Raw genomic sequence first — 25,029 nt, 5'->3', positions numbered from 1 at the left:
TTAACATTGCTTTACTGCGTTGGTTTATTTGCTATAAACTAACGCACATATTTACTTTCAGGGTATTACGTTGAAATCCCATCTTGGTCGTCGCCCTTTTTCCGCTATGGAATTACATACGCTTTACCATGGCTATATTTATGGTGATCAACGCCTCCCTCGTGAACAAGCAAAACATTGGCATTTTTGGCTGCCATTAATCGCCTATTATAGCGGTGCCTACAGTGACGAAATTGGTCATTTGCAACTGGATGACATCGTTGAACACCAACATGTATTTTGTTTTCATTTTCATACTCACGGTAAAATTAAAGCTCGTATTGTGCCTATTCATCAAGCCCTGTTTGATGCCGGTTTAAATGACTATATCGCCTTAGTAAAACAACAAAATCACACTCGTTTACTATTTGACTTACCTTCAAAATCAGGTCGTTACAGTGAGAAAGTGCGTATTTGGTTCTCCGGTGAAGGGGAGCGTGCCGGGTACTTACAAAAGTGTGATATTCCCAGTATTGATCAACTCGGTATGAAAACGGCGATCAGTAGCTTACGGCTTAACTTTGAACAGCAAATTCGTATTTATGCTATGCAAGCAAATAATAAAGATGCCTTTAACTATTTGCTCGGCTTTAATGAATATGACCAGCACGAGTTTAATGATATAACGCAACTAAATCAGATCACCCAGCAGCTCAGAGTGATCAACCCTCACATCCACTGGTCCCGCTTTGTGCAACGTCACGCAGTCTGACAAATTTGTTACTCATTGATAAAAAACTGCTAGGATAGGAAAGACGCTGCCAAAGTACTTTTTTGAAGCTTTGGTACATAACTTCTAACAAGAAAAATCCAGGTGCTCTATGTTTATTAAAAGCTTACTGACTCTGAGTGTGGCCGTTGCTGTTAGTTCAGCCCATGCTAATGAGTTTGTTATCGAAAAACTTGCCAAACCAAGCTCTCAACACGTCTCTTTAACTCTAGATCCAGCCCAAGATACATTTTCCGGTATGACCGAAATAGCTCTTGAAGTGCTAAAACCAACTAACTATATCGAACTGAACGGTGTTGACTACGCAGCACAAATGGCAAAGTTGCTGGGGGATGAAAACTGCGATTTAAGTACTGAAATGCTTAAAACTGGCAAGGTTAAGTTCAGTTGCGCTGAACAAATCCAACCAGGAAAGTATACCCTAAAAATTGATTTTACCGCACCTTATAACCGCCAAAGTGTGGGCTTATATAAAACCTTAGATCAAGGTGTGCCATATTTATTTACCCAGTTTGAAATGAGCGATGCCCGCCGTGCATTTCCGGTATTTGATGAACCAAGTTACAAAATCCCATTTCAATTAACGATTACAGCGCCAAGTTCACAAAAAGTGTATGCCAACACCCCTGAACTAAAAACCACAAAAACGGGTGAGATGACCACTCACTATTTTGGTAAAACGCCGCCAATTCCATCCTATTTGGTGGCGATGGCTGTGGGTCCATTTGAAGAGCGTGAAGTCAAAGGTATGCCTATTCCAGGACGCGTGATCACGCCACAAGGTAAAATTCATTTAAGCGAATATGCCGAGCAAGCAATGCCAAAAGTGCTAGCAGCCCTTGAGGATTATTTTGGGATCCCCTACGTTTATAAAAAGCTGGATTCTGTCGCTGTACCAGAGTTTCCATTTGGCGCAATGGAAAATGCTGGTTTAGTTACCTACCGTGAAGATATTTTACTGCTAGATTTAGCCACGGCTACGCGCAGTAAAAAGCAGCGTAATGTATCGATTATTGCTCATGAACTTGCTCACCAATGGTATGGTAACTTAGTCACCATGAAATGGTGGAATGACTTATGGCTAAATGAAGCGTTTGCGAGCTGGATGGCGGCCAAAATCACCGCTCAATTAAACCCTGAGTTTGAATCACATTTAGATTTACCACAAAATAATGTAATGGCACTCGATGCACGTTTAAGTACTAAACCAATTCGGAAACCAATTAAAACCGAAGCCGATATTATGGATGGCTTAGGCCTTGCGTATAGCAAAGGCAGCTCTGTATTAGCCATGGTTGAAAATTGGATTGGTGAAAAGGCATTCCAACAAGGTATTCAGGCGTATCTAAAAGAGTTCTCTTATAAGAATGCAGAAGCGGCTGATTTATGGCAAGCACTTGGTAAAGCATCAAACAAAGATGTAGCAAGCGTATTAAAATCGTTCATCGAACAGTCTTCATTTCCGCTTGTTAAAGTAACTCAGCAAGGTAAAACACTGACCATTAACCAAAGCCGCTTTACCAACGCTGGAGTTGACGCGCCGGCACAACTTTGGAATGTACCTGTGGCAATAAAATACGGTGCAGGCGACAAAGTCAAAACCGCTAATGTATTACTGAGTAAGGCCAACCAGAGTGTTAAGCTTGAATTTGAACCAGAGTGGATTTACCCAGATCAAGGAGCTTTAGGTTATTATCGCTGGGTAATGGACGACCAACAATTCGCTTCATTAATTGAGCATGCAGCCGAAGTACTCACCGTACGCGAGCGCTTAGCATTGCTATCAGCCGCCGATGCATTATTAGATGCCGGTGTAATTTCAGCAGCCCACTTAATGCAAACTCTGGAAGTATTCGTAAGTGATAAACATCCTCGTGTTGCAAACACTGCACTTGGCTATTTAGCAGCGCAAAAACGTACTTTTGAAGATGAAAGCAACCACGACTTGTGGCCTGAGTTTATTCGTAAAAGCATCATGCCCGCAGCTAAGCAATATGGTTTAACGGCCAAAGTTGATGAAGACGCAGCAATTTCACAATTACGTACGCAAGTGGTAGCTCGTTTAGGATTTGACGGAGAAGACAAAAGCGTAATAAACACCGCTAAAGCACAAGCGCGTGTTTACTTAAGCAATCCTGAGAAAGTAGACCCATATCTGGCATCAACTTACTTAAACTTAGCGGCATTTCATGGCGATCAACACTTACTTGATGCCTATATAAATACCTTTAAAACGACTAAAGACCCGCAAGTGCGCACTAAAATGCTTGCCGCAATGAGTTACTTTGGTAGTGCTGAACTACAAACCAAGGTGCTAAATTACAGCTTAACTGACGATGTGACTGCATCAGACATGCGTACTATCATGTCTGGTCAAATGTATAGTAAGCCTCGTGAAAGCTTATTTATCAATTGGGTATATGAAAATTACGATAAAGTAGCGGCCAATTTACCTCCTTTCTTTGTGCCTAACTTACCTTATTTTACAACCTCAGGTTGTAGCGCTAGTAGCTTGGCAAAAACACAAAGTTTCTTTATGGATAAAATTGCTGACGAGCCAGGTTATGCGCGTACATTAAGTAAACTTGAAGAAAGCGTGAATAATTGTATCTCACTTAAAGAACGTGAGTTAGCGTCTGTTAATAGCTTCTTAAAGCGTTAATTTTTATAAAAACGGCAAACCACTGGTTTGCCGTTATTACTAAACTAATCCTGAACTTAGCAATATTAAACTTACCATTCACCGCGCTTAATAATTGACAGAACTTGCTCAGCCCCCCCAACCAACTGATAGTCTAAATTAGTAAACTGAACCACTATCTGATCACAAACTGCAGCTATACTTCCTTCATCACGTGTTTCACATACTTTTAGCTGATAATTGTGATCCGGTAATATTTTTTCAATACTGTAGCTTATCTGTGTTTCATCCCCACCGGGATACGGATAATTTGCACTATTGCAGCCACGTGAATTTGCTGACTCAATAAACACTGCGGCAGTGGTATTATCACCATTAAGGTTAGTGACCAATTGTGCAAAGCACCCTGCTGGTATTACTTCATTCTGGCTAACGAACTGGTCATGTTCAATTGTATAATCAGGCGCTGGTACACTATGAGTAGCTTGTAAACCACAACCAGCTAAGCTCGCCGCTACAGTTGAAGCGAGTATTAAGCGTTGCATAAGTCAATTCCATTTATTTACTTTAGGGACGATTATACCCAAGCAAACTGAAATCAAAATGAACCTAACCGTTGATAATTTTTACCAGCTGAGTAATAAATTCTTTCGCGCCTGCAACACTATTCATTTTAAAACCAATACCGTAATGAATGGGATTGGTGCTTTTAAAAATGCGAGTCGGGAAGCGAGTCATTTCACTACTATGGAAAAAGCCTGCAATACGGCTAACACCGTCTATGTTATTAAAATCATCACTAAACACTTCCAGCGCCGGGCGCAGTACTAACTTAGCTTGCCCGCCTTCTATATGCAGATAAATAGCTTCTTTTGATTTAGGCAACATGTACTCAGTAATATTTTTAATTCTAAAATTACTACGACATTGTAATTCAATTAACTGCTCGTTGATTTGCTCTGGGCTAGCTGACATGGTTATTCTGTTCCTCATTAGGCTATTAGCTGTAAACTACAGTACAGCTAAAAGCCTGAAAAGTCTTATATTATATACTACATACAAAAGCGAGCTGTTCATCTAAATAGCTCATACGAGTAATCTTACTATCACAATAAGGCGTTAAATCTAACCACAGTGAAACGTGTTCAGGGCTATCCAACTGGCGTTGATAAACACGACTACCGATTGCATAAATAACCGTATTTGCGTCTTTAAATGCGTAATCTTGTACATCTTGGGGTAAACGAAACAAATTAGTCACACTAGCTTGTTGCGGATCATAACTGGCTAACCAATGCTGCTGCGCTTTATTGTAGCTAAATGTGTAAACTCCTAGAGTATGGTTAAAAGTCAAAGTACGCCCTATATTGTGCGCAACAACTGTTGGCTTTGCAGCAGTAACCTGAGTGTATTGTAAGGTATGAGGTTCGCCTAAAATAAACATAACCATATCATTTTTAGGCCCCCAAGCATGATAACCAACGGGCTCTATCCACTCAAAAATGCGACTCGGTGGTACGTTATGATCAAACGGGTATTGCCATAATTTTTGCTTACCGTCAGCCTCAACCACGATTGCTGAAAGCGCATCACCATCAGGAGTTAAAGTAGGAGAGTATTCACTTACAGCTGTATTTGTTAAATTAACGACTTGTTGATTGCTAAAATCGTAAAAAGCCAAATCAGTTTGGCTTTGCCCATCTGTTTGTACTTCTTTGGTAAAATAAATACCGGCTTGAGTAAGTAACGGTTGATTATTATAAACATCATTATTGGTGATACGGCTTACTTGTAATCCATATTCCGTGTTAAGTTTAGCAAGTAAAATTTCGCTCTTTGGCATCGCAGCCAGAGCCATATGAGGGATAGTGACAAAGGTGGCAACTAAACTTAACCAAGGTGAAATCAATTTCATGTGGGTCTCTCGTTATTATTCTCTGCCTATAATAGCGTTAATTAACTCCCTATGTCACTTGACCTACTCTACTAAGCCCTTTATAAATGACTAGACCATAATAACGAGAACAATTATGTCAGCTAAACATCCGATTATTGCAATCACTGGTTCATCTGGTGCAGGTACTACCACTACGACAAGCGCGATAAAACATATATTTCGTAGTCTTAATATTGAGGCTGCATTTATAGAAGGCGATAGTTTTCACCGTTATACTCGCCCTGAGATGGATAAAAAAGTCCGTGAAGCGCAACAAGAAGGTAAACACATTAGTTACTTTGGTCGTGAAGCAAATGACTTTGGCGCACTTGAAAGCTTGTTTAGCACCTATGGTGATACTGGTGCTGGTAAGTTACGTCGTTATTTGCACACCTTCGATGAAGCCGTCCCTTACAATCAATTACCTGGTACCTTTACACCATGGCAAGAGTTAGAGGCTAGCACTGATATTTTATTCTACGAAGGACTGCATGGCGGCGTAGTTGATGAAGATCACGACGTAGCAAAACATGTCGACTTACTCATTGGCATGGTGCCAATTATTAACCTTGAATGGATCCAAAAACTGATCCGCGATACTTCTGAACGTGGTCACTCTCGCGAAGCCGTGATGGGCTCAATTGTGCGCAGTATGGATGATTACATTAATCACATTACGCCACAGTTCTCACGCACGCATATAAACTTTCAACGGGTTCCAACGGTTGATACGTCTAATCCTTTTAGCGCAAAAGATATTCCGTCCCTTGATGAAAGCTTTGTAGTTATCCGTTTTCGTGGCATAGATGATGTAGATTTTCCGTATTACCTACGGATGATTGAAGGCAGCTTTATGTCACGTATCAATACCCTTGTAGTACCTGGTGGAAAAATGGGCTTGGCAATGGAACTTGTGTTAACCCCACTCATTAAAGACATTATTTTGAAAAAACGCGCCCTTGCCGAATTAGCCCCGGTTGATTTGCCTATTTAAGAAATACGCTTGCTGAAATACCTAGCTTATGTAAACTGCTGACTTCATCATAAAAGGAGATGTCAGCATGGCACAATCATTACGTATTATTGTCGGTTCAAACAATCCAGTTAAAATAAATGCCGCACGCAGTATTTTCTCTCTCTACTATCCTGATATGACAATTGACTGCCAAGGTGTTGACGCTCCATCACAAGTACCAGATCAACCAATCGGTGAAGATGAAACCCGTATTGGTGCAGAAAATCGTGTATTACATTGCCAACAGCATCATCAAGCCGACTTTTACGTGGCAATGGAAGGCGGTGCAGAGCAATTTAGTTATGGCCCAGCAACCTTTGCATTTGTGGTGATTGCCAACAGCCAGCAACGAGCAATCGGCCGCAGTAGTAATCTACCTTTACCACAACGTCTTTATGATTCGTTGCTACAAGGTAACGAACTGGGTGATGTAATGGACAATGCATTTAATACCACCAATATCAAACAGCAAGGCGGCGCTATCGGTTTATTAACTAACCACCATGCCACCCGTGAAAGTACTTACACGCAAGCCTTAACACTCGCTATGGCGCCGTTTATACACCCTGCACTTTATCGCTAAGGAAGTTTAATGAAGTATACCCATGTATTATTCGATGCCGACGAAACGCTATTCAGCTTCAATGCCTTCGCAGGCTTAAAAAGAATGTTTGCCAATTACGGAGTTAACTTTACTGAGGCTGATTATCAACACTATCAAGTAACCAATAAATCACTGTGGCTTGCTTATCAAGACAATCAAATAACGGCAACACACTTACAGGTAACCCGGTTTAGTGAATGGGCCGCTAAACTCAATGTGCCCGCTCAAACACTCAATGATGATTTTTTAACCGCGATGGCTGAAATCTGTCACCCCTTACCAGGTGCTGTAGAGTTACTCACTGCGCTAAAACCACATGCTCGGCTTGGTATCATTACCAATGGCTTTACGCAATTACAAGCTCGCCGCTTAGCGCGCACCGGCTTAAACGATATGTTTGATTGGCTAGTTATTTCTGAGCAAGTTGGCATAGCAAAGCCTGCGAAGGAAATTTTTCAACATACTTTTGATTTAATGGGTAACCCTGACAAAGCGCAGATCTTAATGGTTGGCGATACTGCAAACAGCGATATACTCGGTGCGCAAAATGCAGGAATTGATAGCTGCTGGTTACAGCACCCAGGGTTTGAGCTACCGCAAGGGATCACGCCTACTTATAAAATTACCGAGTTGGTGCAATTACAACAGCTGTTGGGATTGTAGAAAGGTTCTAGGCTTGCAATTAAAATCTAGGCCATAATATTAAGGCAAAAAAATGACGCTCAATGGCGTCATTTTTTATAACTGTAGTAAGCGGTTGTAATTACGCTGTGGCTACTTCTAGGCCCGGTGCTGGCATTGTAACTGGAGTATCAAATGTAGCCCATTCCCATGCAGACTCAGTTGCCATAATTTTACGAAGTAACTTGTTATTTAAGTCATGACCCGACTTATAGGCAGTAATTTTGCCTAAAATGTTGTGACCTGTCATAAACATGTCACCAACACAGTCTAGAATCTTATGCTTAACAAACTCATCGCTGTAACGCAGACCGTTAGGATTAAGTACTTTAAACTCATCCAATACTACCGCGTTATCCATGCTGCCACCTAAAGCTAGGTTGTTAGCATGCATATATTCAATGTCTTTCATAAAACCGAAAGTACGCGCGCGGCTAATTTCTTCAGTGAAGCTTTGTGCCGTGATATCTAAACCGATACGTTGGCGGCTTTCATTGATTGCCGGGTGGTCAAAAGCAATTTCAAAGTCGATATGAAAACCATCATAAGGTTCGATCTCGGCCCATTTATCGCCTTCTTCAATACGTACTTTTTCTTTTATACGAATAAAGCGCTTAGCCGCATTTTGCTCTGCAATGCCGCCTTTTTGTAACAAATAGATGAATGGCAATGCACTACCATCCATAATTGGCACTTCTGAGCTATCTAATTCAACGATCAAATTATCAATCCCCATTGCTGCTACCGCTGCAATCAGGTGCTCAGTCGTAGATAAGCGAACGCCATCTTTGTTAGTTAAACAGGTACACAATTGCGTATCACCAACGGCTTCAGGCGTTGTTTCAAAATCAACAACCGGATCAAGGTCGACACGACGAAATACAATCCCAGTATTTGCGCTCGCAGGTCGGAGAGTTATTGTGACCTTCTCACCTTTATGAAGTCCAATTCCTATGGCTTTGACTATTTCTGCAATCGTACGCTGTTTAATCATAGCTTCGCTCACTTATAGTTACAGTTAGACTACCGATTGTATCACATATACGACCAGCTGCCAAATTCGATTACTTTTCAAGCAAAATAATTTTATTTATTTGCTTAATCGGCCTGTTTTCTTAAAAAGGCAGGGATGTCAAAGTAATCACCACCTTCTGATTTTTCAGACTTTTTACTGCTTTCATTGGTTTTTGATAAACCGCTATTGCTTTGCGTTGTCATGCTCGACTCGTGTTTTTCAACACTTGGGGCAGCAGTTACATCATCACTGCTACCTTGGCTTGCAAAGCTTGGTACATACATACTGCTTGTTTGGCCTGTTGAACCACTTACATCAGAACCTGACGCTTTCTTAAAGCCGTTATCAACAATACCAAACTGTGGACGACGATCACCGCCCAAACCTGTTGCTACCACTGTTACACGTAATTCATCCGTCATTTCAGGGTCAATCACAGCACCTACAACAACTGTCGCGTTTTCAGATGCTAGTGCTTTAACGTGGTTACCAACAATTTCAAATTCTTCAATCGCGATATCCATACCGGCGGTGATATTAACCAAGATACCTTTAGCACCGGTTAAATCAACATCTTCAAGTAATGGGCTAGAGATAGCTGCTTCTGCCGCTTCTTGCGCACGATCAGGACCCGACGCTGACGCTGTGCCCATCATCGCAGTACCCATTGCTGACATTACTGTACGTACGTCGGCGAAATCCACGTTGATTAAACCTGAGCGGGTAATTAATTCCGCAATACCTTGTACCGCACCAAACAATACGTCATTTGCTTTCGCGAACGCATCTAATAGTGTAGTCCCTTTACCTAAAACTTTAAGCAATTTATTGTTAGGAATTGTAATAAGTGAATCTACAATTTCTGACAATTCGTTAATACCTTGTTCAGCAGCTGCTGCCACGCTTTTTGCCTTCAAAGTCAAACGGACGCGTTACTACTGCAACGGTTAAAATACCTAGCTCTTTAGCTATTTTAGCAACAACCGGTGCAGCACCAGTACCAGTACCACCGCCCATACCTGCAGCAATAAATACCATGTCAGCACCTTCAAGGCTGGCACGAATAGTTTCCGCATCTTCTTCTGCTGAATTTCGGCCAACTTCAGGATTTGCCCCAGCACCTAAGCCTGAGGTGATCTGCGTACCTAGCTGCACGGTAATATCGGCAGATGAATTACGTAATGCTTGCGCATCCGTATTAGCTGCAATAAAACGCACACCTTCAATTTGTTGCTTAACCATGTGCTCGACTGCATTACCGCCGCCGCCGCCCACGCCTATTACTTTTATGACAGCTTCTTCGCTGTGTTGTTCCATCATATCAAACATGTTTACTCTCCGACTTGAGTATTAAAACTCGCCTTGGAACCACTTAGTAATACGGTTCCACCAATTGTTATCGCCTTCAGGTTTCGATTTTTGTGCATTCATCGATTGCATTGTGCGGCCATACTGTAATAAGCCCACCGCCGTTGCATATGAAGGGTCATCTACATAATCAGTCAAACCAACCATCCCGATTGGCTTGCCTATTCTTACTGGCATCTGGAAAATGTCTTCTGCCACTTCCATCGCGCCAGCCATTTTAGCACTCCCGCCAGTTATGACGAGTCCTGCTGCAATTTGGTCTGCTAACCCTGAACGATGAATTTCTTCCATCGCCAGTTCAAATAACTCTCTAAAGCGTGGCTCAACCACCTCTGATAAGGTATGTCGCGACATTAATCGCGCAGGTCGCCCACCAACACTTGGTACTTCTATTGTCTCTTCGCTGCTGGCCATCTGGCTACTTGCACAGGCGTATTGTACCTTGAGTGATTCAGCATGTGATATCGGTGTGCGAAATATTTTTGCAATATCGCCCGTCACTTGATTACCCGCAACAGGGATAACCGCAGAGTGACGCAGCGCACCATTGATATAAATGGTGATATCCATTGTACCACCGCCAATATCAAGCACCGCTACACCAAGCTCTTTTTCATCATCAGTTAATACCGAGTAACACGACGCAAGGGCTGTAAAAATCAGTTGGTCAACTTCAAGACCACAGCGCTCTACACATTTTTCAATGTTTTTCGCCATATCATTTGAGCAAGTGATGATATGAGCACGGGCTTCCATTCGTACACCACTCATACCACGTGGGTTTTTAATCCCTTCTTGCATATCAATACTGTACTCTTGCGGCAACGCATGCAGCATTTTACGCTCAGCAGATACCGGCACTGAACGAGCAATATGAATCACATTTTCAATGTCTTCATCGGTAACTTCGGTGTTATTAATTGCCACCACACCACTTTCGTTTTGACATTGAATATGTTTACCGGAAATCCCCAGATACACAGAGCTGATACGGCAATCTGCCATAAGCTCTGCTTCATCGATTGCACGACGAATAGACTCAGACACTAAATTAAGGTCGTTTACGCCGCCTTTATCCATACCATGGGATACTTGACTGCCAACCCCAACAATACTGAGCTTGTTATCTGCGGTGATTTCACCAACCGTGGCCACCACTTTTGAGGTGCCAACGTCTAATCCAATCACGAGGTTTCTTTCTGCTGACTTAGTCATGCCTTACTCTTATTTTGTAATTGCGCTTCTTCCAGGAGCTTCCAGCTCACTGCAAGGCCGGTATCATACCGTAAATCCACTACATCTACTTGTGCATCTGCACGTTTTTCCATCCGCGGGTACACATCGATAAACCGTTGTACCCGTTTAGCTTTCTCTTTACGTCCCAACTTAAGACGAATGCCGTTATCAAGCCACAGTTGCCATGAAAACCGCTCAGACAATGCAAGACTGGTTAACTTTAAATCGTTTACTTTGAGCATCTCATCAAATTGCTTGAAGGCAACCCATGCTTCTAACTCACTCCCTTCCGGGCCATAAAGCTGCGGCAGTTGTTCAACGAGTTTGTCGCTACTCGCTTCAAATACTTCACCGCTTTGGTTCAGCAATAAATCACTGTTCCAAATTGCCACCGCGTGGTGCTCCACTACGTACACTTGTAATGTGTCTGGCCATTGCTTACGTACCGATGCCGTGGCAACCCAAGGCAGCGCTTGTACCAAATGCTGCACATGTTTAACGTCTAAATCAAAAAAACTCGATAAGTCGGCTTTTTTAATTGCCCCAATAATCGCTTTTTCATCAGTATATTGAGGTTTACCTAATACCGATAAATGCTTAATTTGGGCGTCTTTGTTCTCTACCAACCACTCCCTTACGCCGCTGGTGATTTGCACTAAGCTAAACACCACGACCAGAAAAAAGCTCACTCCAAAAATCAGCGACCAATTTAGTTGCTGTTTTAATTGCTGCGCTTTTTCCAAAAAGGGAGGCATATTAAAGCGTTTGCCCTAAAATGCGAACAACTAATTGCTCAAAGCTTGCGCCATTTGCTTTCGCTGCCATCGGCACTAACGATTTTTCAGTCATGCCTGGTACAGTATTCACTTCAAGTAAGTAAAAGTTGCCCTCAGCATCTTGCATTGCATCAACACGTCCCCAACCACTGGCGCCTACTAAATCAAACGCCTGTAACGCCATTGTTTGCAGCTTTTGCGTGTCACTTGCTGATAAATCAGCAGGGCAATGGTATTGCGTAGTATTTGATTGATATTTAGCTTGGTAATCATAAAAGCCATTCGGGGTGGTCATTTCAATTACAGGTTGTACATCATCACCTAAAATAGCCACAGTAAATTCACGGCCAGTTATCCATTGCTCAACTAATACTTGGCTATCAAATTTAAATGCAGCAGCCAGTGCTGCATCAAGCTCCTGCGCATTATTTGCCTGCGCCATGCCGATGCTAGAGCCTTCATGTGACGGTTTAACCATTACTTTTTTAAGCTCAGCCATAATAGCGTTAGCATCAAAACCACGTTTGTTATCCACAACAGCATATGGTGCGGTACTTAACCCTGCTGATTTAAATAAATGCTTACAACGAACTTTATCCATCGCTAACGCTGAACCTAATACGTTACTGCCGGTATAAGGGATGCCCATAAATTCAAGTGCGCCTTGAATGGTACCGTCTTCCCCCCGCGGCCATGCAAAGCAATAAACACACGTTCGATAGCTAATTCTTTTAATTGCCATAAAGGTTGCTCTTTTGGATCAAACGCAATGGCATCAACACCTGCATTTTGTAATGCGTTCAAGACAGCTTGACCTGATTTTAGTGAGACTTCACGCTCAGCGGAGTTACCACCAAGCAACACGGCCACTTTGCCAAATTGTGTGTTTAATTGCGTCATACCTTTACCTGCTTAAGTTTCTCAATCGATAGCGATGTCGCTGCGAGTACTTTTACTAATTGACCTATATTACCAGCGCCTTGGGTTATAACTAAATCATTATCTTGTAATGTATCTGCTAAAACACCTGCAAGCTCTGAGCTGCTGGCAACATGCAGAGGCTCTTTACCACGTTGACGCAAAGTGCGGCATAAGCTCTTACTATCAGCCCCCACAATTGGCTCTTCACCAGCACTGTAAACATCTAACAATAATAACTGGTCAACATCAGCAAGTACTTTTACAAAGTCTTCATACAAATCACGAGTACGCGTAAAACGATGCGGTTGATAAATCATCACTAAACGTTTATCAGGCCAGCCTTGGCGAATTGCCGCGATTGTTACCGCAACTTCTGAAGGGTGGTGACCATAATCATCCACTAGCATCACTTTGCCGCGCTCGTTTTCAAAGTCGCCATAATGCTGAAAACGACGACCAATGCCTTCAAACTTCTGCAATGCTTCTAAAATTGCATGGTCAGCAATTTTTTGATCTTTGGCCACAGCAATCGCTGCAGTGGCGTTCAATGCATTGTGCTTACCTGGCATATTTAAATGCACAGTTAACTCATCACCTTGCTTGCTACGCACTTTAAACTGGCTCGTATTTGCGGTTTGGCTAAAGTCAGTCATACGATAATCGGCGTCACTTGACTCTCCGTAAGTGATCACCGGACGTGCAAAACGTGGAATAAGCTCAGCCGCCACTTCAGAGTCAATACACACCACAGCAAGGCCATAAAACGGTAGGTTATGAATGAAGTCTACATACGTGTCTTTCATTTTTTCTAAACTACCGCCGTAAGTATCCATGTGATCTTCTTCAATATTAGTGATCACCGATACCATAGGTTGTAAATGTAAAAATGACGCATCACTCTCATCCGCTTCAGCAATTAAAAAATCACTTTTACCCACCTTAGCATTACTACCAGCACTATTAAGTAAGCCACCTATAATAAAGGTTGGATCAAGCCCTGCTTGAGCATAAATACTGGCAATTAAACTGGTTGTTGTGGTTTTACCGTGAGTGCCAGCAATGGCAATACCATGGCGAAAACGCATTAACTCGGCCAGCATTTCAGCGCGGCGAACCACAGGGATACGTGCAGCTTTTGCTGCAATAATCTCAGGGTTAGATTCATCAATCGCACTTGATACCACTACAACGCTGGCATCTTTTACATTGCTTTGATGATGACCAATAAACACTTCAGCACCGGCTTGGATCAAACGTTCGGTCATTGCACTGTGCGCAATATCAGACCCAGTAATACGGTATCCTTCAAAAGCGAGTACTTCGGCAATACCACCCATACCCGCACCACCAATGCCAATAAAGTGAATGGTGTTAATACGGCGCATTGCCGGACGAGTACTTTTTTCTGTTGACGTTTCTTTCACTTAATAATCTCTTTTTTCTGTAACGTGCTGTGCAGGCAGAGCAACACCGGCCGCATCCATACAATGCCATGCAACATTTGCGGTAGCATCGAGTGTCGCCAACTGTTTTGCATTACCAGCAAGTTCACTAATTAATTCTGGTTCGGCTAAATATGGGCGCAATAGTTCAACAATGTTTTGTTCGTTAAACTGCCCCTGCGGCATTAATAATGCTGCTTTGCCATCGACTAAAAATTTTGCATTGGCGGTTTGATGATCGTCCACTGCATGCGGAAACGGCACAAATACCGCCATTTTGCCAGCAGCGGCAATTTCACTGACAGTTAAAGCGCCAGCGCGGCAAACCACTATATCAGCCCAACTGTATGCGGTATCCATATCATCAATAAACTCTGCCACTTTTGCTTGCTCAACACTAAAACCTTGTTGCTGATATGCCTGTGTTACCGAGCCAAGCTGCCCTTTGCCTGTTTGATGCCAAACATTTAGTTGAAAGTCATCATTCAGTTGCTTAAATGCCGCTGGTAGTGTTTGATTTAGTACTTGTGCCCCTAATGAACCACCAACAACTAGAATATTAACCGGCGTTGATGCGGTGCGCGTTGTTACATTTGCCACACTGGCTCGCACTGGATTACCAACAACTTCACTGTGACCTGCTGCAAAGGCTTGCGGAAATGCAGCTAAAACTTTATTAGCAAACTTAGCGAGGTATTTATTACTCATACCAGCCACTGCATTTTGTTCATGGATCACCAATGGAATACCTAAGCTTTTTGCAGCCATGCCGGTTGGCCCTGTCACATAGCCGCCCATCGCAAGCACAACATCAGGGCGTTGCTTTTTCAATACTTTACGCGCTTGTAATATGGCATTAATAACCATAAATGGGGCTTTTATTAAACGTGCAAGGCCATTTCCTCGCACGCCTTTGACATTAATAAAATCAATATCAATACCGTGTTTGGGTACCACTTGGGCTTCCATTCGGTCGGCCGTGCCAATCCAACTAACCTGCCAACCTTGTTGTTTTAAGTGATCCGCCACCGCAATACCAGGAAAGATATGCCCCCCCGTGCCACCAGCAACAACGACTAATTTTTTACTCATCGCTTACCTCCGCGAGATGTTGCTTGTTTTGTGGCCATTTTGGTTTCAAAGTCCACTCGTAATAAAATAGCTGCCGCTATGGTCATGATAAGTAAGCTAGAGCCACCATAAGACACAAACGGTAAAGTTAGGCCTTTGGTTGGTAAAATACCGGCACTTGCGCCCACATTCACCATGGTTTGAAACGCAAACCAAATACCTATTGCGAATGCAAAATAGCCTTCATATTCTTTGCCGCACTTTAATGCTTGTTGACCGATTAATAAGGCTCTAAATACAAAGGTTCCAAATACCATCAAAATACTGACAATACCGATAAAACCTAGCTCTTCACCGATCACGGCAAAAATAAAATCATTATGAGCTTCTGGTAAATACTGTAATTTTTGTACACTATTACCTAAGCCTTGACCAAACCAACCACCTTGGCTATAGGCCATTAATGACTGTACTAACTGGTAGCCTTTTCCAAATGGATCATCCCATGGTTCTAAAAAGCCTACCACTCGCGCCATGCGATACGGTTCAATAATGATCAGTAAAACCACTAAGCCAATGCCGGTTAAGATCAATACAAAAAACTGCCACAATTTCGCGCCAGCTAAGAATAATAACCCGACTGTAGTTACAAACATCACCACCACAGTCCCTAAATCGGGTTGTAGTAAAATTAATGCCGCGTACACTGCAAATACAGCAATAGGCTTAGCAAAACCTTTTATGTTCTCTTGTACTTCTTCGCGTTTACGTACCAAATAACCAGCGATATAACTGAAAAAATATAACTTTGCGGCTTCAGCAACTTGAAAGCCTATCGGACCTATTGGGATCCAGCGCTTTGCACCATTCACTTCACGGCCAACAATCAACACAATGATCAACAACACCATGCCAAGCAGTAACAAATAAGGGTTGGAGCGCTTCCACCAGTCCATCGGCACACAGCAGGTGATCCAAAACAATACAAAACCAATCGCTAAAAACATGCTGTGGCGGATAATAATATGATACGGATTATCAAACAGACGATCTGCGGTGGGCATTGATGCACTCGTCACCATCACAAACCCCAAACCTATGAGCATAATCACACAGTACAGCAGAGGTACATCGAACAGCTGCGCCGATGGCTTTGGAGTCAAAGAGTCACGAATATCAGCAAACGCGATCATAGCGCCTCCGCTAAAACACATTGGCTAAAGTGATCGCCACGTTGCATGTAATTGTTATACATATCGATGCTGGCACAAGCAGGAGCAAGCAAAACAATATCACCCACTGTCGCTAGCTGCTTAGCAAGCGCAACAGCTTGTTCCATATTTGTTGTTAGGTGACCTTTATCAGTTAATGCAACTAAGGCTTTAGCATCTTTACCGAAACAAATTAACGCTTTAACTTGTTGCTGTAAATACGGTTTTAAACTATCAAGATCTGCACCTTTAGCATCACCACCGGCAATAACCACCAGTTGCTTAGCTTGATCTGCCAAGCTTTCTATTGCCGCAATAGTCGCGCCAACGTTAGTGGCTTTAGAGTCATTAAAATATTTAACGCCCGCTTGTTCTGCAACAAACTGGCAACGATGAGCTAACCCTGTAAATTCACCAAATGCCTGTGCATATTGCTGTGGTGTAATATCAAATGGGCTGAGTAAAGCCATAACCGCTAATGCATTGAGCTGATTATGACGACCCACCACCGCTAAACTGCTCACAGGCAACAAAGGCGCATTTTGATAACTAAAGTACTGAACACCTTGATAAGTCATCAGGCAATAATCGCCAGTGTCTATCCCAAAGCTCAATTGCGGCATAACCTGCGTATGGGTTGCGCTATCGCTGCTGTTGATCACAGCAAGAGCAGCATTACTATAAATTGTTTGTTTTGACTCTATGTATGCTTGATAACTGGCATAGCGGTCTAGGTGATCTTCTGAAACATTCAATACCGTTGCGCTAATCGGCTTTAAACTGTATGTGGTATCGAGTTGAAAACTCGACAACTCGAGTACATACACATCAAAATCATCGCTTAATAAGTCCAACGCTGCGGTGCCAATATTGCCACCAAGGCCAACTTTATAACCGGCGCTTTTTAGCACTTCGTACGCAAGTGTCACCACCGTTGATTTACCATTAGAACCAGTGACAGCAACTACAGGCTTATCTGTTAAGCGCGCAAACAATTCAATATCACCCAATACTTCCACACCCGCTTGTATCGCTTGTGCAACAGCAGGAAGGGTCAAACTTAGGCCTGGGCTGATGATGATCATATCGGCACTATCAAGCTTTGCCTTTGCTAGATCACCAAAATGAGTATTTAAATTTGGCGCATGCTGTTGCAGCCAGTCACTTCCCGGTGGCGATTGGCGACTATCAACTACATTCGGTGTTAAACCTTGCGACAATAAAAAACGCACAATGCCCAGACCGGTTACACCGAGTCCGAGCACTGTTACTTGTTTGTTTTTTATCTCGTTTAAATACGTCATTTACCTGATCTTTAATGTCACGAGGCCAGCCAGTACTAGCACGATTGATATAATCCAAAACCGAACAATAACACGTGGTTCTGGCCAACCCTTTAATTCGTAGTGATGGTGAATAGGCGCCATTCGAAAAATGCGCTGGCCGCGTAATTTATACGAGCCGACTTGTAAAATCACCGATAACGCTTCCATCACAAACACGCCCCCCATAATAATGAGTATCAATTCTTGGCGTACCAATACCGCAATAATTCCTAGTGCACCACCAAGTGCTAATGAACCTACATCCCCCATAAATACTTGTGCCGGATAGGTGTTGAACCATAAAAAGCCTAGGCCTGCACCGACAATGGCAGTACATACCACAACTAACTCACTAGCCAGCGGTAAATGTGGAATATGTAAGTAAGCCGAAAAATTTACGTTACCGGTTAAATACGCAATGATCGCCAGTGCTGCCGCCACTAAAATAGTTGGTACAATAGCTAAGCCATCAAGGCCATCAGTGAGGTTTACAGCATTTGAAGTACCCACCACCACAAAGTAAGTCATTACTATGTAAAATAAGCCTAATTGCGGTAACACATCTTTAAAAAATGGCACAACGAGTGAGGTTTCATTTGCATGATTCGCACTAAAAAACAATGCACACGCCACCACGAGTGCGATCACTGATTGCCAAAAATATTTCCACTTAGCGATAAGTCCTTTAGGATCTTTGCGGATCACTTTACGGTAATCATCAACAAAGCCAACAATACCCAACGAGCCGATCACAAACAGTGTTGCCCACACGTATTTATTGCTCAGATCAGCCCATAGTAGTGAGCTTGTAAAAATAGACGCTAAGATTAATAAGCCCCCCATGGTTGGAGTGCCTTTTTTCGATAAATGAGATTCGGGTCCATCATTACGAACTACTTGGCCTATTTGCATTCTTTGCAACGCGCGGATCAATTTAGGACCAAAATATAAAGAAATTAATAATGCCGTTAAAATGCCAAATACTGCGCGCACCGTAAGGTACGAAAACACATTAAAGGCACTGTAATATTGAGTTAGGTATTCTGCCAGCCAAACTAACATTGAGATACTCCATTGCGGCCAACTTGCTGGCTGTTAACTAAATCTTGTACTAATAATTCCATGCGAGAGCTACGTGATCCCTTCACGACGATAGTGGTGTTTTGTGTAGAATCAGCCAACTCTGCCCGCAACTGTTGCAATAGCTGTTCACGGCTCGAAAAATGCCGCTGTGGTTGAGCAAATTCATCACTGGCATATTGGCTCAATACACCTAAACTATACAGCTCATCGATACCTTGTTGTTTGGCATATAAACCAACTTGTTGGTGATAAAGCGCAGCTTCCTTGCCAAGTTCGCCCATATCACCTAAGACCAAAACACGCTTACCTGCTAGGTCACGTAATAGGTCGATTGCAGCCTTAACTGATTGCACATTAGCGTTATAGGTGTCGTCAATCACGGTTAGGGTGTCAGTAACAGGAATTATGTTTACTCGGCCTTTAACTTCAGCCATATTTGCGAGCGCTTTAGCGATCGCCTCAAGTGACACACCAAACTCACTGGTTAGTGCCGCAGCAATTAATGCATTAGTCACATTATGACGACCAGGCAGTGCAAGCGTTACTGGCACACGTTGCTGCGCAGTGCAGAAGAAAAAAGACGCGTGTGCTTGTGCATCTAAGCTGATATCTTCAGCCCAAATGTCCAGCTGTTCAGTGCTTGATAAACATTTAATTTTACGCCCTGCAAGCTTATTCAACCAACCATCGCTAAATTCACTGTCACAGTTAACAATTGCAGTACCATGCTCTTTTAAGCCGTCGTAAATTTCACTTTTAGCAGTGGCTACGCCTTCAAGCGAGCCAAAGCCTTCAATATGCGCTGCTGCAACATTACATACTACAGCTACATCAGGTTTGGTCATGGCAACAGTGTATGCAATCTCACCAATATGATTCGCACCAAGTTCAATAACGGCATACTTATGCTGAGGTTCAAGGCGAAGCAAGGTCAATGGCACACCAATGTCGTTATTAAAGTTGCCATTCGTTGCTAACACCTCACCATGTGCGGCTAAAATAGCGGCACACATTTCTTTTACCGTGGTTTTACCGACACTTCCAGTGATCGCGATAGTTTGCGGAGCAACACTTGCCATTACCGCAGCACCAATGTCGCCTAGTGCAATACGTGTATCTGCCACTAAAAATTGGGGAATATCAACGGCAACTTTATGACTAACGATGGCAGCTATTGCGCCTTTGTCTTTCGCTTGTTGTACAAATTTATGGCCGTCGAAATTAGAGCCTTGTAACGCTAAAAACACCTCTCCCGCGCAAACTGTGCGAGTGTCCGTATTAATATTAATTACGGGTTGATTATCACCTTGATAATCGCTTGCTAGCACATTTGCCAGCCAATCAAAATCCATAGGGATCATAACTGCGATCCTCTGAGTTGTTGTTCTTGTAAATCTAGCTTTTGTGCTTGTTGTAAGTGCTGCTGAACAAACTTTCGATCGCAAAAATCGATCCGTTGCGCACCAATGATTTGGTAATCTTCATGGCCTTTGCCTGCAATCAAAACAACGTCTTGAGCATTTGCATTATCAATAGCAAAGGCAATAGCTGCAGCACGATCCGCCTCTAAATGAACTTTATCTGGTTGACTAAAACCTGCGGCAACATCGTTAATGATCTGCCACGGATCTTCACTGCGGGGATTATCACTGGTGACAATAAGCTGATCAGCATATTGCTCTGCCGCTTTTGCCATCATCGGGCGCTTGCCTTTATCACGATCGCCACCACAGCCAAATACACAACTTACGCCACCAGGCACATGTTGTTGGAGTGCTTGCAGTGCCAATGCTAAGGCATCCGGCGTATGAGCATAATCAACAATACAAGTTGGTTGGTTTGGTGCGCTAAAGGCCTGCATTCGGCCCGCAACAGGCTGTAAACTTTCACACCCTGCGGCTAATTTTTCAAGCGGATAACCCATACCCAATAACGTGGCTATTGCGGCGGCTAAATTATATAAATTAAATTCACCAAACAGCGGACAAGCAATGGCAACATCACCCCAACTTGTCGTTAATTGTGCCGAAATACCAGTTTTATGGTAATTAACATCGGTAAAGTAAACAAACCGTGCATTTTTAGGTACTAGCGCTTTGTGACCATAACAAATTAAGCTAGTAAAATCATACTGCTCTAACCATTGCTGAACTTGATGATCATCTTGATTAAGTACCACCAGCTGCGCATCAAAGTCTCGCATTAGCATTAGCTTAGCGTCAGCATAACTTGCCATATCACCGTGGTAATCTAAATGATCGCGAGATAGATTGGTAAACACCGCAGCTTTAAAGTGGGTATTGGCAACACGATGCTGTACCAGTCCATGGGATGAAACCTCCATCGCCACCAACTTATTATTTTGCTCAGCTAATTGCGCTAATATTCTTTGCAAGTCAACACATGACGGTGTGGTGTTAATTAATTCGGTTAAGTTATCTGGCTGCCCATAACCCAATGTACCAACAATGGCTGACGGGGTACCACAAAACCTTGCTAAATGGGCTATCATAGCGGTGGTGGTTGATTTACCGTTCGTACCAGTAACACCTATCACATCTAAGTGCTTACTCGGTTGCTGATAAAAATGACTCGCCAAAGCCGGTAGCTTTTTATCCAAGTCAGTAATTAAATACAGCGGATCAAAATCAGATTCAAACTCACATAAACGGTCAGCAATAATCGCCACCGCGCCATTATCAATGGCGTGTTGTATAAAGTGCCCACCATCTAACTGGTGGCCTTTAATAGCCACAAATACGTCACCGGGGGTGACATCGCGACTATCCAAACGCAAATCTTTAACTAACAAGCTTGCAGCTGATACTTCTATTTTTTGTAAAATTATTTTTAAATCACGCATCATCATCTATGCCCTTCACGTAGGCAACCGAGCCTTTATCAGGCGCTACGTTTAAAATTCTTAATGAATTAGAAATTATTTCAGCAAACGCCGGTCCTGCCGTTGCGCCGCCGTAATAAACATCTCCACCGGGCTCATTAATTAATACTACTACAGCTAAACGTGGGTTACTGGCAGGTGCTAAACCTGCAAAATAACCAACATACTCATCCCCATAACCACCTACGGCGGCTTTTTTAGAGGTGCCTGTTTTTCCTGCTGCGCGATAGCCATCGACCTTTATACGTCTCGCTGTACCATCGTCTTCAAATACGCTTTCCATCATATGTACAACGGCTTCAACATCTTGTTGTTGAAATATTCGTTCACCTTCAGGAATACTGTCTTGCTTTAAGATTGTAAGTGGACGATTTACACCACCAGCACCTAACATGGCATAAAAACGTGCCATTTGAGCGGTACTTACGGCAAGGTTATAACCAAATGACAAAGCGGCAATTTCGTGATCAGACCAACGACGATTAGGGTAAAACAAACCACTGCTTTCCCCGACCATACCGGTGCCTGAATCTGTTCCAAAACCCACTTTTTGGAATAACCCAACAAAGTAATCCTTAGGCACTGTTTGACTAATTTTCGTCACGCCCATATTACTGGAGTATTTTAAAATCTCACGCAGTGTCATTTCGCCGTGGTTACGCGAATCTGACACTAAACTACCGCCTAAACGCATCCAGCCTGGATAAGTATCAATTTTATCATCCGGTTGAATTGTGCCGTAGTCTAAGCCAGCTAAAATGGCTAGAGGCTTAACGGTTGAACCAGGTTCAAACAAATCAGTGATTGCGCGGTTACGACGCTTATGAGGAGCTGCATCATTTAAATTATTGGGGTTAAAAGAGGGGCTGTTAACCATCGCTAACACTTCACCGGTTTTTACATCCACAACCATTGCCGAGCCAGAGGTTGCCTTGTAAGTCAGTACTGCTGATTTAACTGCTTTATAAGCAATTGCTTGAATACGTTGGTCGATACTGAGTTGGATATTTTCAGGCTCAATGCGTTCACGTTCATCAAGTACTTCCACTTCACGCCCTTGTGCATCTTTACGAATAGTACGACGTCCTTCCACACCGGTTAGCGCACTTTCATACAGTTTTTCTATGCCTTCAATCCCTTTACCATCAATATTGGTAAAACCTAGCACATGTGCAGTTACTTCACCTGCTGGATAATAACGTTTTGATTCATCTAATAAATGAATACCTGGTAGGCGTAAATCACCAATATAATTGGCAACGGCTGGAGTTACTTGGCGTTTTAAATACACAAAACGGCGGCTAGCATCGTCGCGTAAACGACTATTAATTTTGTTCGGTTCAATACGCAGTACATCGGCAAGTTCGCGCCAACGTAAGTCATTTTTGTAATATTCGCTAATACGTTGCTCAAGTAATGCTGTATTTTCGGCCAATGCTTTTTCGTCTTCGCCATTTTTTCGTGCTTGCCTAAGCACTTTAGTACGCAATGACTTATGCAATGCTTTTGGATCTGCATACACGCTTACAACTGGCACACTCACTGCGAGCTCTTTACCATGACGGTCAAAAATCATCCCACGTTGTACGTGTAATTTTTCAACTCGCACGGTACGTTTGTTACTTTCTGAACGCGCTTTATCAGGCTCAATAACTTGTAAATAGGCCGCACGTGAAACCAAAGTGACAAAAACAAGCAGCACAACAGAGCACACCAGCATAAAACGCCATGTGATCAAACTATTGACTGGTTTTTTCCCTCTGCTTCTCATGGCAGTACTATCACCTGTTCATCTTGGCTGGTCGGCCGTTTCATCTCAAGTTGCATGGTGGCAATTTCTTCAATGCGCGCATGCTGCGAATAAAATTCTTCTTCAACTAATAAATAACGCCATTCTAAATCCAGCTCATCTCGCTCTTGCAGCAGCTGATCCTGTTCAATCAGCTCTTGGCGAGCAAAGTGGGTGACCTGCACCACACTCAAACTGGATGCAAATATCACAACCAATAAGGCCAACGTCAGCTTATTTGCTGCTAGGCCTTTGAGCACTTCTACAAATAAATTGGGTTGTCGATGATTCGCTTTTGGCTTCATCCCAATCTCTGTGCCACCCTAAGTACTGAGCTACGTGAACGTGGATTACGCTCAATTTCAGCTTGGCTTGGCTTAATAGCTTTACCCACTGCCTTTAACGTCAGGTTTTGATTTATTTGTGCATCAGTTAAAGGCAGACCTCTGGGTAATGCTGCTCCCTTACTCTGTTTTTTAATAAACTGTTTTACAATGCGATCCTCAAGCGAATGAAACGAAATCACCACTAAACGGCCACCCGGCTTTAATACCCTAATTGCCGCCTGCAGCGCTGTTTGAATCTCTTCAAGCTCACTATTGATATAAATACGGATCGCCTGGAAAGTACGCGTAGCCGGATGCTTAAACTTATCTTTTACGGGGACCGCTTCATCAACCAAATCAGCTAGCTGCTTGGTCGTCGTAATAGGAGTGTGTTCACGAACTTCTAAAACCTTGTGCGCAATACGGCGACCAAACTTTTCTTCGCCATAGGTTTTGATCACATGCACAATGTCTTCAAGTTCGGCTTCGGCTAACCACTGCGCCGCGCTTCGGCCACTGGTTGGGTCCATACGCATATCAAGCGGGCCATCCTTCATAAAGCTAAAACCACGTTCAGCATCGTCTAATTGCGGAGATGACACACCGATATCTAATAAAATACCATCCACTTTACCTAGCAGATCGTTTTGCGCCGCCACTTCGTATAAATTAGAGAAACGCGTATGAGCAATAGCAAAGCGGTTATCATCGGCAAACTTTTCAGCTGACTTAATTGCTTGTGGATCTTGATCGATCGCTTGTAATCGACCATGTTCACCAAGGCGCGCCAAGATTTGCCCAGAATGTCCGCCACGGCCAAATGTACCATCCATATAGATGCCGTCTGGCTTAATTGCTAACGCATCGATGGTTTCGTCCATTAGTACGGAAATGTGTTCAAATTGCGCTGTCATTAGC

Annotated in this window: 23 protein-coding genes and 1 pseudogene; 5 read left to right on the top strand and 19 right to left on the bottom strand. The window is 43.0% G+C overall.

The features are described from left to right. Window positions 1-70 precede the first annotated feature (70 nt). Window positions 71-751, top strand: coding sequence for a hypothetical protein (locus KAN5_RS16780; protein WP_138555331.1), 681 nt, complete (start codon window positions 71-73; stop codon window positions 749-751). Between the two features lie 109 nt (window positions 752-860). Beyond that, window positions 861-3,431 carry a M1 family metallopeptidase gene (locus tag KAN5_RS16775; RefSeq protein ID WP_244390135.1) on the top strand — a complete coding sequence of 857 codons (2,571 nt, stop codon included), beginning with the start codon at window positions 861-863 and terminating at the stop codon, window positions 3,429-3,431. 71 nt (window positions 3,432-3,502) lie between these two features. Here the strand turns inward: KAN5_RS16775 and KAN5_RS16770 are convergent, their stop codons facing one another. The 3 genes from KAN5_RS16770 to KAN5_RS16760 form a co-directional block, all read right to left on the bottom strand. Further along, entirely contained in the window at window positions 3,503-3,955 is a 453-nt protein-coding gene (locus KAN5_RS16770; protein ID WP_138555333.1) for a hypothetical protein, read from the bottom strand. 64 nt (window positions 3,956-4,019) lie between these two features. Next, on the bottom strand, window positions 4,020-4,385 hold the full coding sequence (locus KAN5_RS16765) for a hypothetical protein (protein WP_138555334.1): 366 nt from the start codon (window positions 4,383-4,385) through the stop codon (window positions 4,020-4,022). A gap of 70 nt (window positions 4,386-4,455) precedes the next feature. Continuing rightward, window positions 4,456-5,325 (bottom strand): hypothetical protein, encoded by an 870-nt coding sequence (locus KAN5_RS16760; RefSeq protein ID WP_244390134.1) that lies wholly within the window; start codon window positions 5,323-5,325, stop codon window positions 4,456-4,458. Window positions 5,326-5,440: 115 nt separating this feature from the next. Here KAN5_RS16760 and KAN5_RS16755 point away from each other — a divergent pair, with 115 nt between their 5' ends. The 3 genes from KAN5_RS16755 to yjjG all read left to right on the top strand — a co-directional run bounded on the left by KAN5_RS16755 (window position 5,441) and on the right by yjjG (window position 7,628). Beyond that, window positions 5,441-6,340, top strand: coding sequence for a phosphoribulokinase (locus KAN5_RS16755; protein ID WP_016709467.1), 900 nt, complete (start codon window positions 5,441-5,443; stop codon window positions 6,338-6,340). 67 nt (window positions 6,341-6,407) lie between these two features. Next, the gene (yjjX, locus tag KAN5_RS16750; RefSeq protein ID WP_138555337.1) at window positions 6,408-6,944 is read left to right on the top strand and encodes an inosine/xanthosine triphosphatase; all 537 of its coding nucleotides are present in this window, start codon (window positions 6,408-6,410) and stop codon (window positions 6,942-6,944) included. Window positions 6,945-6,953: 9 nt separating this feature from the next. Continuing rightward, on the top strand, window positions 6,954-7,628 hold the full coding sequence (yjjG, locus tag KAN5_RS16745) for a pyrimidine 5'-nucleotidase (protein WP_016709469.1): 675 nt from the start codon (window positions 6,954-6,956) through the stop codon (window positions 7,626-7,628). Between the two features lie 100 nt (window positions 7,629-7,728). Here yjjG and lpxC read toward each other — a convergent pair whose 3' ends face one another. The 16 genes and pseudogenes from lpxC to rsmH all read right to left on the bottom strand — a co-directional run bounded on the left by lpxC (window position 7,729) and on the right by rsmH (window position 25,025). Further along, window positions 7,729-8,640 carry a UDP-3-O-acyl-N-acetylglucosamine deacetylase gene (lpxC, locus tag KAN5_RS16740; protein ID WP_016709470.1) on the bottom strand — a complete coding sequence of 304 codons (912 nt, stop codon included), beginning with the start codon at window positions 8,638-8,640 and terminating at the stop codon, window positions 7,729-7,731. 104 nt (window positions 8,641-8,744) lie between these two features. Beyond that, window positions 8,745-9,990 (bottom strand): annotated as a pseudogene (ftsZ, locus tag KAN5_RS16735) (cell division protein FtsZ). A gap of 21 nt (window positions 9,991-10,011) precedes the next feature. Further along, entirely contained in the window at window positions 10,012-11,244 is a 1,233-nt protein-coding gene (gene ftsA, locus KAN5_RS16730; protein WP_016709472.1) for a cell division protein FtsA, read from the bottom strand. Further along, window positions 11,241-12,020 carry a cell division protein FtsQ/DivIB gene (locus KAN5_RS16725; RefSeq protein ID WP_244390133.1) on the bottom strand — a complete coding sequence of 260 codons (780 nt, stop codon included), beginning with the start codon at window positions 12,018-12,020 and terminating at the stop codon, window positions 11,241-11,243. The genes ftsA and KAN5_RS16725 overlap by 4 nt, the downstream gene beginning before the upstream one ends. 1 nt (window position 12,021) lies before the next feature. Beyond that, window positions 12,022-12,768: a D-alanine--D-alanine ligase gene (locus KAN5_RS16720; RefSeq protein ID WP_244390963.1), complete on the bottom strand. Its 747-nt coding sequence runs from the start codon at window positions 12,766-12,768 to the stop codon at window positions 12,022-12,024. Continuing rightward, window positions 12,657-12,941: a hypothetical protein gene (locus KAN5_RS16715; protein ID WP_244390132.1), complete on the bottom strand. Its 285-nt coding sequence runs from the start codon at window positions 12,939-12,941 to the stop codon at window positions 12,657-12,659. The genes KAN5_RS16720 and KAN5_RS16715 overlap by 112 nt, the downstream gene beginning before the upstream one ends. Beyond that, window positions 12,938-14,386, bottom strand: coding sequence for a UDP-N-acetylmuramate--L-alanine ligase (gene murC, locus KAN5_RS16710; protein WP_016709475.1), 1,449 nt, complete (start codon window positions 14,384-14,386; stop codon window positions 12,938-12,940). Before murC ends, KAN5_RS16715 begins: the two co-directional genes overlap by 4 nt. Then, window positions 14,387-15,496 (bottom strand): undecaprenyldiphospho-muramoylpentapeptide beta-N-acetylglucosaminyltransferase, encoded by a 1,110-nt coding sequence (gene murG / locus KAN5_RS16705; protein WP_138555338.1) that lies wholly within the window; start codon window positions 15,494-15,496, stop codon window positions 14,387-14,389. It abuts the gene before it with no gap. Beyond that, the gene (ftsW, locus tag KAN5_RS16700; protein WP_029216204.1) at window positions 15,493-16,668 is read right to left on the bottom strand and encodes a cell division protein FtsW; all 1,176 of its coding nucleotides are present in this window, start codon (window positions 16,666-16,668) and stop codon (window positions 15,493-15,495) included. The genes murG and ftsW overlap by 4 nt, the downstream gene beginning before the upstream one ends. Then, window positions 16,665-17,990 (bottom strand): UDP-N-acetylmuramoyl-L-alanine--D-glutamate ligase, encoded by a 1,326-nt coding sequence (gene murD / locus KAN5_RS16695; protein ID WP_138555339.1) that lies wholly within the window; start codon window positions 17,988-17,990, stop codon window positions 16,665-16,667. Before murD ends, ftsW begins: the two co-directional genes overlap by 4 nt. Beyond that, the gene (gene mraY / locus KAN5_RS16690) at window positions 17,991-19,073 is read right to left on the bottom strand and encodes a phospho-N-acetylmuramoyl-pentapeptide-transferase (RefSeq protein ID WP_016709479.1); all 1,083 of its coding nucleotides are present in this window, start codon (window positions 19,071-19,073) and stop codon (window positions 17,991-17,993) included. Further along, on the bottom strand, window positions 19,067-20,455 hold the full coding sequence (gene murF, locus KAN5_RS16685; RefSeq protein WP_016709480.1) for a UDP-N-acetylmuramoyl-tripeptide--D-alanyl-D-alanine ligase: 1,389 nt from the start codon (window positions 20,453-20,455) through the stop codon (window positions 19,067-19,069). Before murF ends, mraY begins: the two co-directional genes overlap by 7 nt. Next, window positions 20,452-21,957 carry a UDP-N-acetylmuramoyl-L-alanyl-D-glutamate--2,6-diaminopimelate ligase gene (murE, locus tag KAN5_RS16680; protein WP_244390962.1) on the bottom strand — a complete coding sequence of 502 codons (1,506 nt, stop codon included), beginning with the start codon at window positions 21,955-21,957 and terminating at the stop codon, window positions 20,452-20,454. The genes murF and murE overlap by 4 nt, the downstream gene beginning before the upstream one ends. After that, entirely contained in the window at window positions 21,950-23,767 is a 1,818-nt protein-coding gene (locus tag KAN5_RS16675) for a peptidoglycan glycosyltransferase FtsI (RefSeq protein ID WP_016709482.1), read from the bottom strand. Before KAN5_RS16675 ends, murE begins: the two co-directional genes overlap by 8 nt. Continuing rightward, window positions 23,764-24,090 carry a cell division protein FtsL gene (gene ftsL / locus KAN5_RS16670; RefSeq protein WP_016709483.1) on the bottom strand — a complete coding sequence of 109 codons (327 nt, stop codon included), beginning with the start codon at window positions 24,088-24,090 and terminating at the stop codon, window positions 23,764-23,766. Before ftsL ends, KAN5_RS16675 begins: the two co-directional genes overlap by 4 nt. Next, a complete protein-coding gene (gene rsmH / locus KAN5_RS16665) occupies window positions 24,087-25,025 on the bottom strand; it encodes a 16S rRNA (cytosine(1402)-N(4))-methyltransferase RsmH (protein ID WP_016709484.1) in 939 nt (312 codons plus the stop codon). The genes ftsL and rsmH overlap by 4 nt, the downstream gene beginning before the upstream one ends. Window positions 25,026-25,029: the final 4 nt, after the last annotated feature.

Origin of the sequence: Pseudoalteromonas sp. KAN5, assembly GCF_022846535.1 — a bacterium.
Taxonomy (GTDB): Bacteria; Pseudomonadota; Gammaproteobacteria; order Enterobacterales; family Alteromonadaceae; genus Pseudoalteromonas; species Pseudoalteromonas haloplanktis.
This window is presented reverse-complemented; position numbering and strand designations above follow the sequence as displayed.

Coding starts and splice junctions, on each gene's coding strand:
- KAN5_RS16775 (WP_244390135.1), top strand. CDS start 861: ATGTTTATTAAAAGCTTACTGACTCTGAGTGTGGCCGTTGCTGTTAGT.
- KAN5_RS16770 (WP_138555333.1), bottom strand. CDS start 3,955: ATGCAACGCTTAATACTCGCTTCAACTGTAGCGGCGAGCTTAGCTGGT.
- KAN5_RS16765 (WP_138555334.1), bottom strand. CDS start 4,385: ATGTCAGCTAGCCCAGAGCAAATCAACGAGCAGTTAATTGAATTACAA.
- KAN5_RS16760 (WP_244390134.1), bottom strand. CDS start 5,325: ATGAAATTGATTTCACCTTGGTTAAGTTTAGTTGCCACCTTTGTCACT.
- KAN5_RS16755 (WP_016709467.1), top strand. CDS start 5,441: ATGTCAGCTAAACATCCGATTATTGCAATCACTGGTTCATCTGGTGCA.
- yjjX (WP_138555337.1), top strand. CDS start 6,408: ATGGCACAATCATTACGTATTATTGTCGGTTCAAACAATCCAGTTAAA.
- yjjG (WP_016709469.1), top strand. CDS start 6,954: ATGAAGTATACCCATGTATTATTCGATGCCGACGAAACGCTATTCAGC.
- lpxC (WP_016709470.1), bottom strand. CDS start 8,640: ATGATTAAACAGCGTACGATTGCAGAAATAGTCAAAGCCATAGGAATT.
- ftsA (WP_016709472.1), bottom strand. CDS start 11,244: ATGACTAAGTCAGCAGAAAGAAACCTCGTGATTGGATTAGACGTTGGC.
- KAN5_RS16725 (WP_244390133.1), bottom strand. CDS start 12,020: ATGCCTCCCTTTTTGGAAAAAGCGCAGCAATTAAAACAGCAACTAAAT.
- KAN5_RS16715 (WP_244390132.1), bottom strand. CDS start 12,941: ATGACGCAATTAAACACACAATTTGGCAAAGTGGCCGTGTTGCTTGGT.
- murG (WP_138555338.1), bottom strand. CDS start 15,496: ATGAGTAAAAAATTAGTCGTTGTTGCTGGTGGCACGGGGGGGCATATC.
- ftsW (WP_029216204.1), bottom strand. CDS start 16,668: ATGATCGCGTTTGCTGATATTCGTGACTCTTTGACTCCAAAGCCATCG.
- murD (WP_138555339.1), bottom strand. CDS start 17,990: ATGACGTATTTAAACGAGATAAAAAACAAACAAGTAACAGTGCTCGGA.
- mraY (WP_016709479.1), bottom strand. CDS start 19,073: ATGTTAGTTTGGCTGGCAGAATACCTAACTCAATATTACAGTGCCTTT.
- murF (WP_016709480.1), bottom strand. CDS start 20,455: ATGATCCCTATGGATTTTGATTGGCTGGCAAATGTGCTAGCAAGCGAT.
- murE (WP_244390962.1), bottom strand. CDS start 21,957: ATGCGTGATTTAAAAATAATTTTACAAAAAATAGAAGTATCAGCTGCA.
- KAN5_RS16675 (WP_016709482.1), bottom strand. CDS start 23,767: ATGAGAAGCAGAGGGAAAAAACCAGTCAATAGTTTGATCACATGGCGT.
- ftsL (WP_016709483.1), bottom strand. CDS start 24,090: ATGAAGCCAAAAGCGAATCATCGACAACCCAATTTATTTGTAGAAGTG.
- rsmH (WP_016709484.1), bottom strand. CDS start 25,025: ATGACAGCGCAATTTGAACACATTTCCGTACTAATGGACGAAACCATC.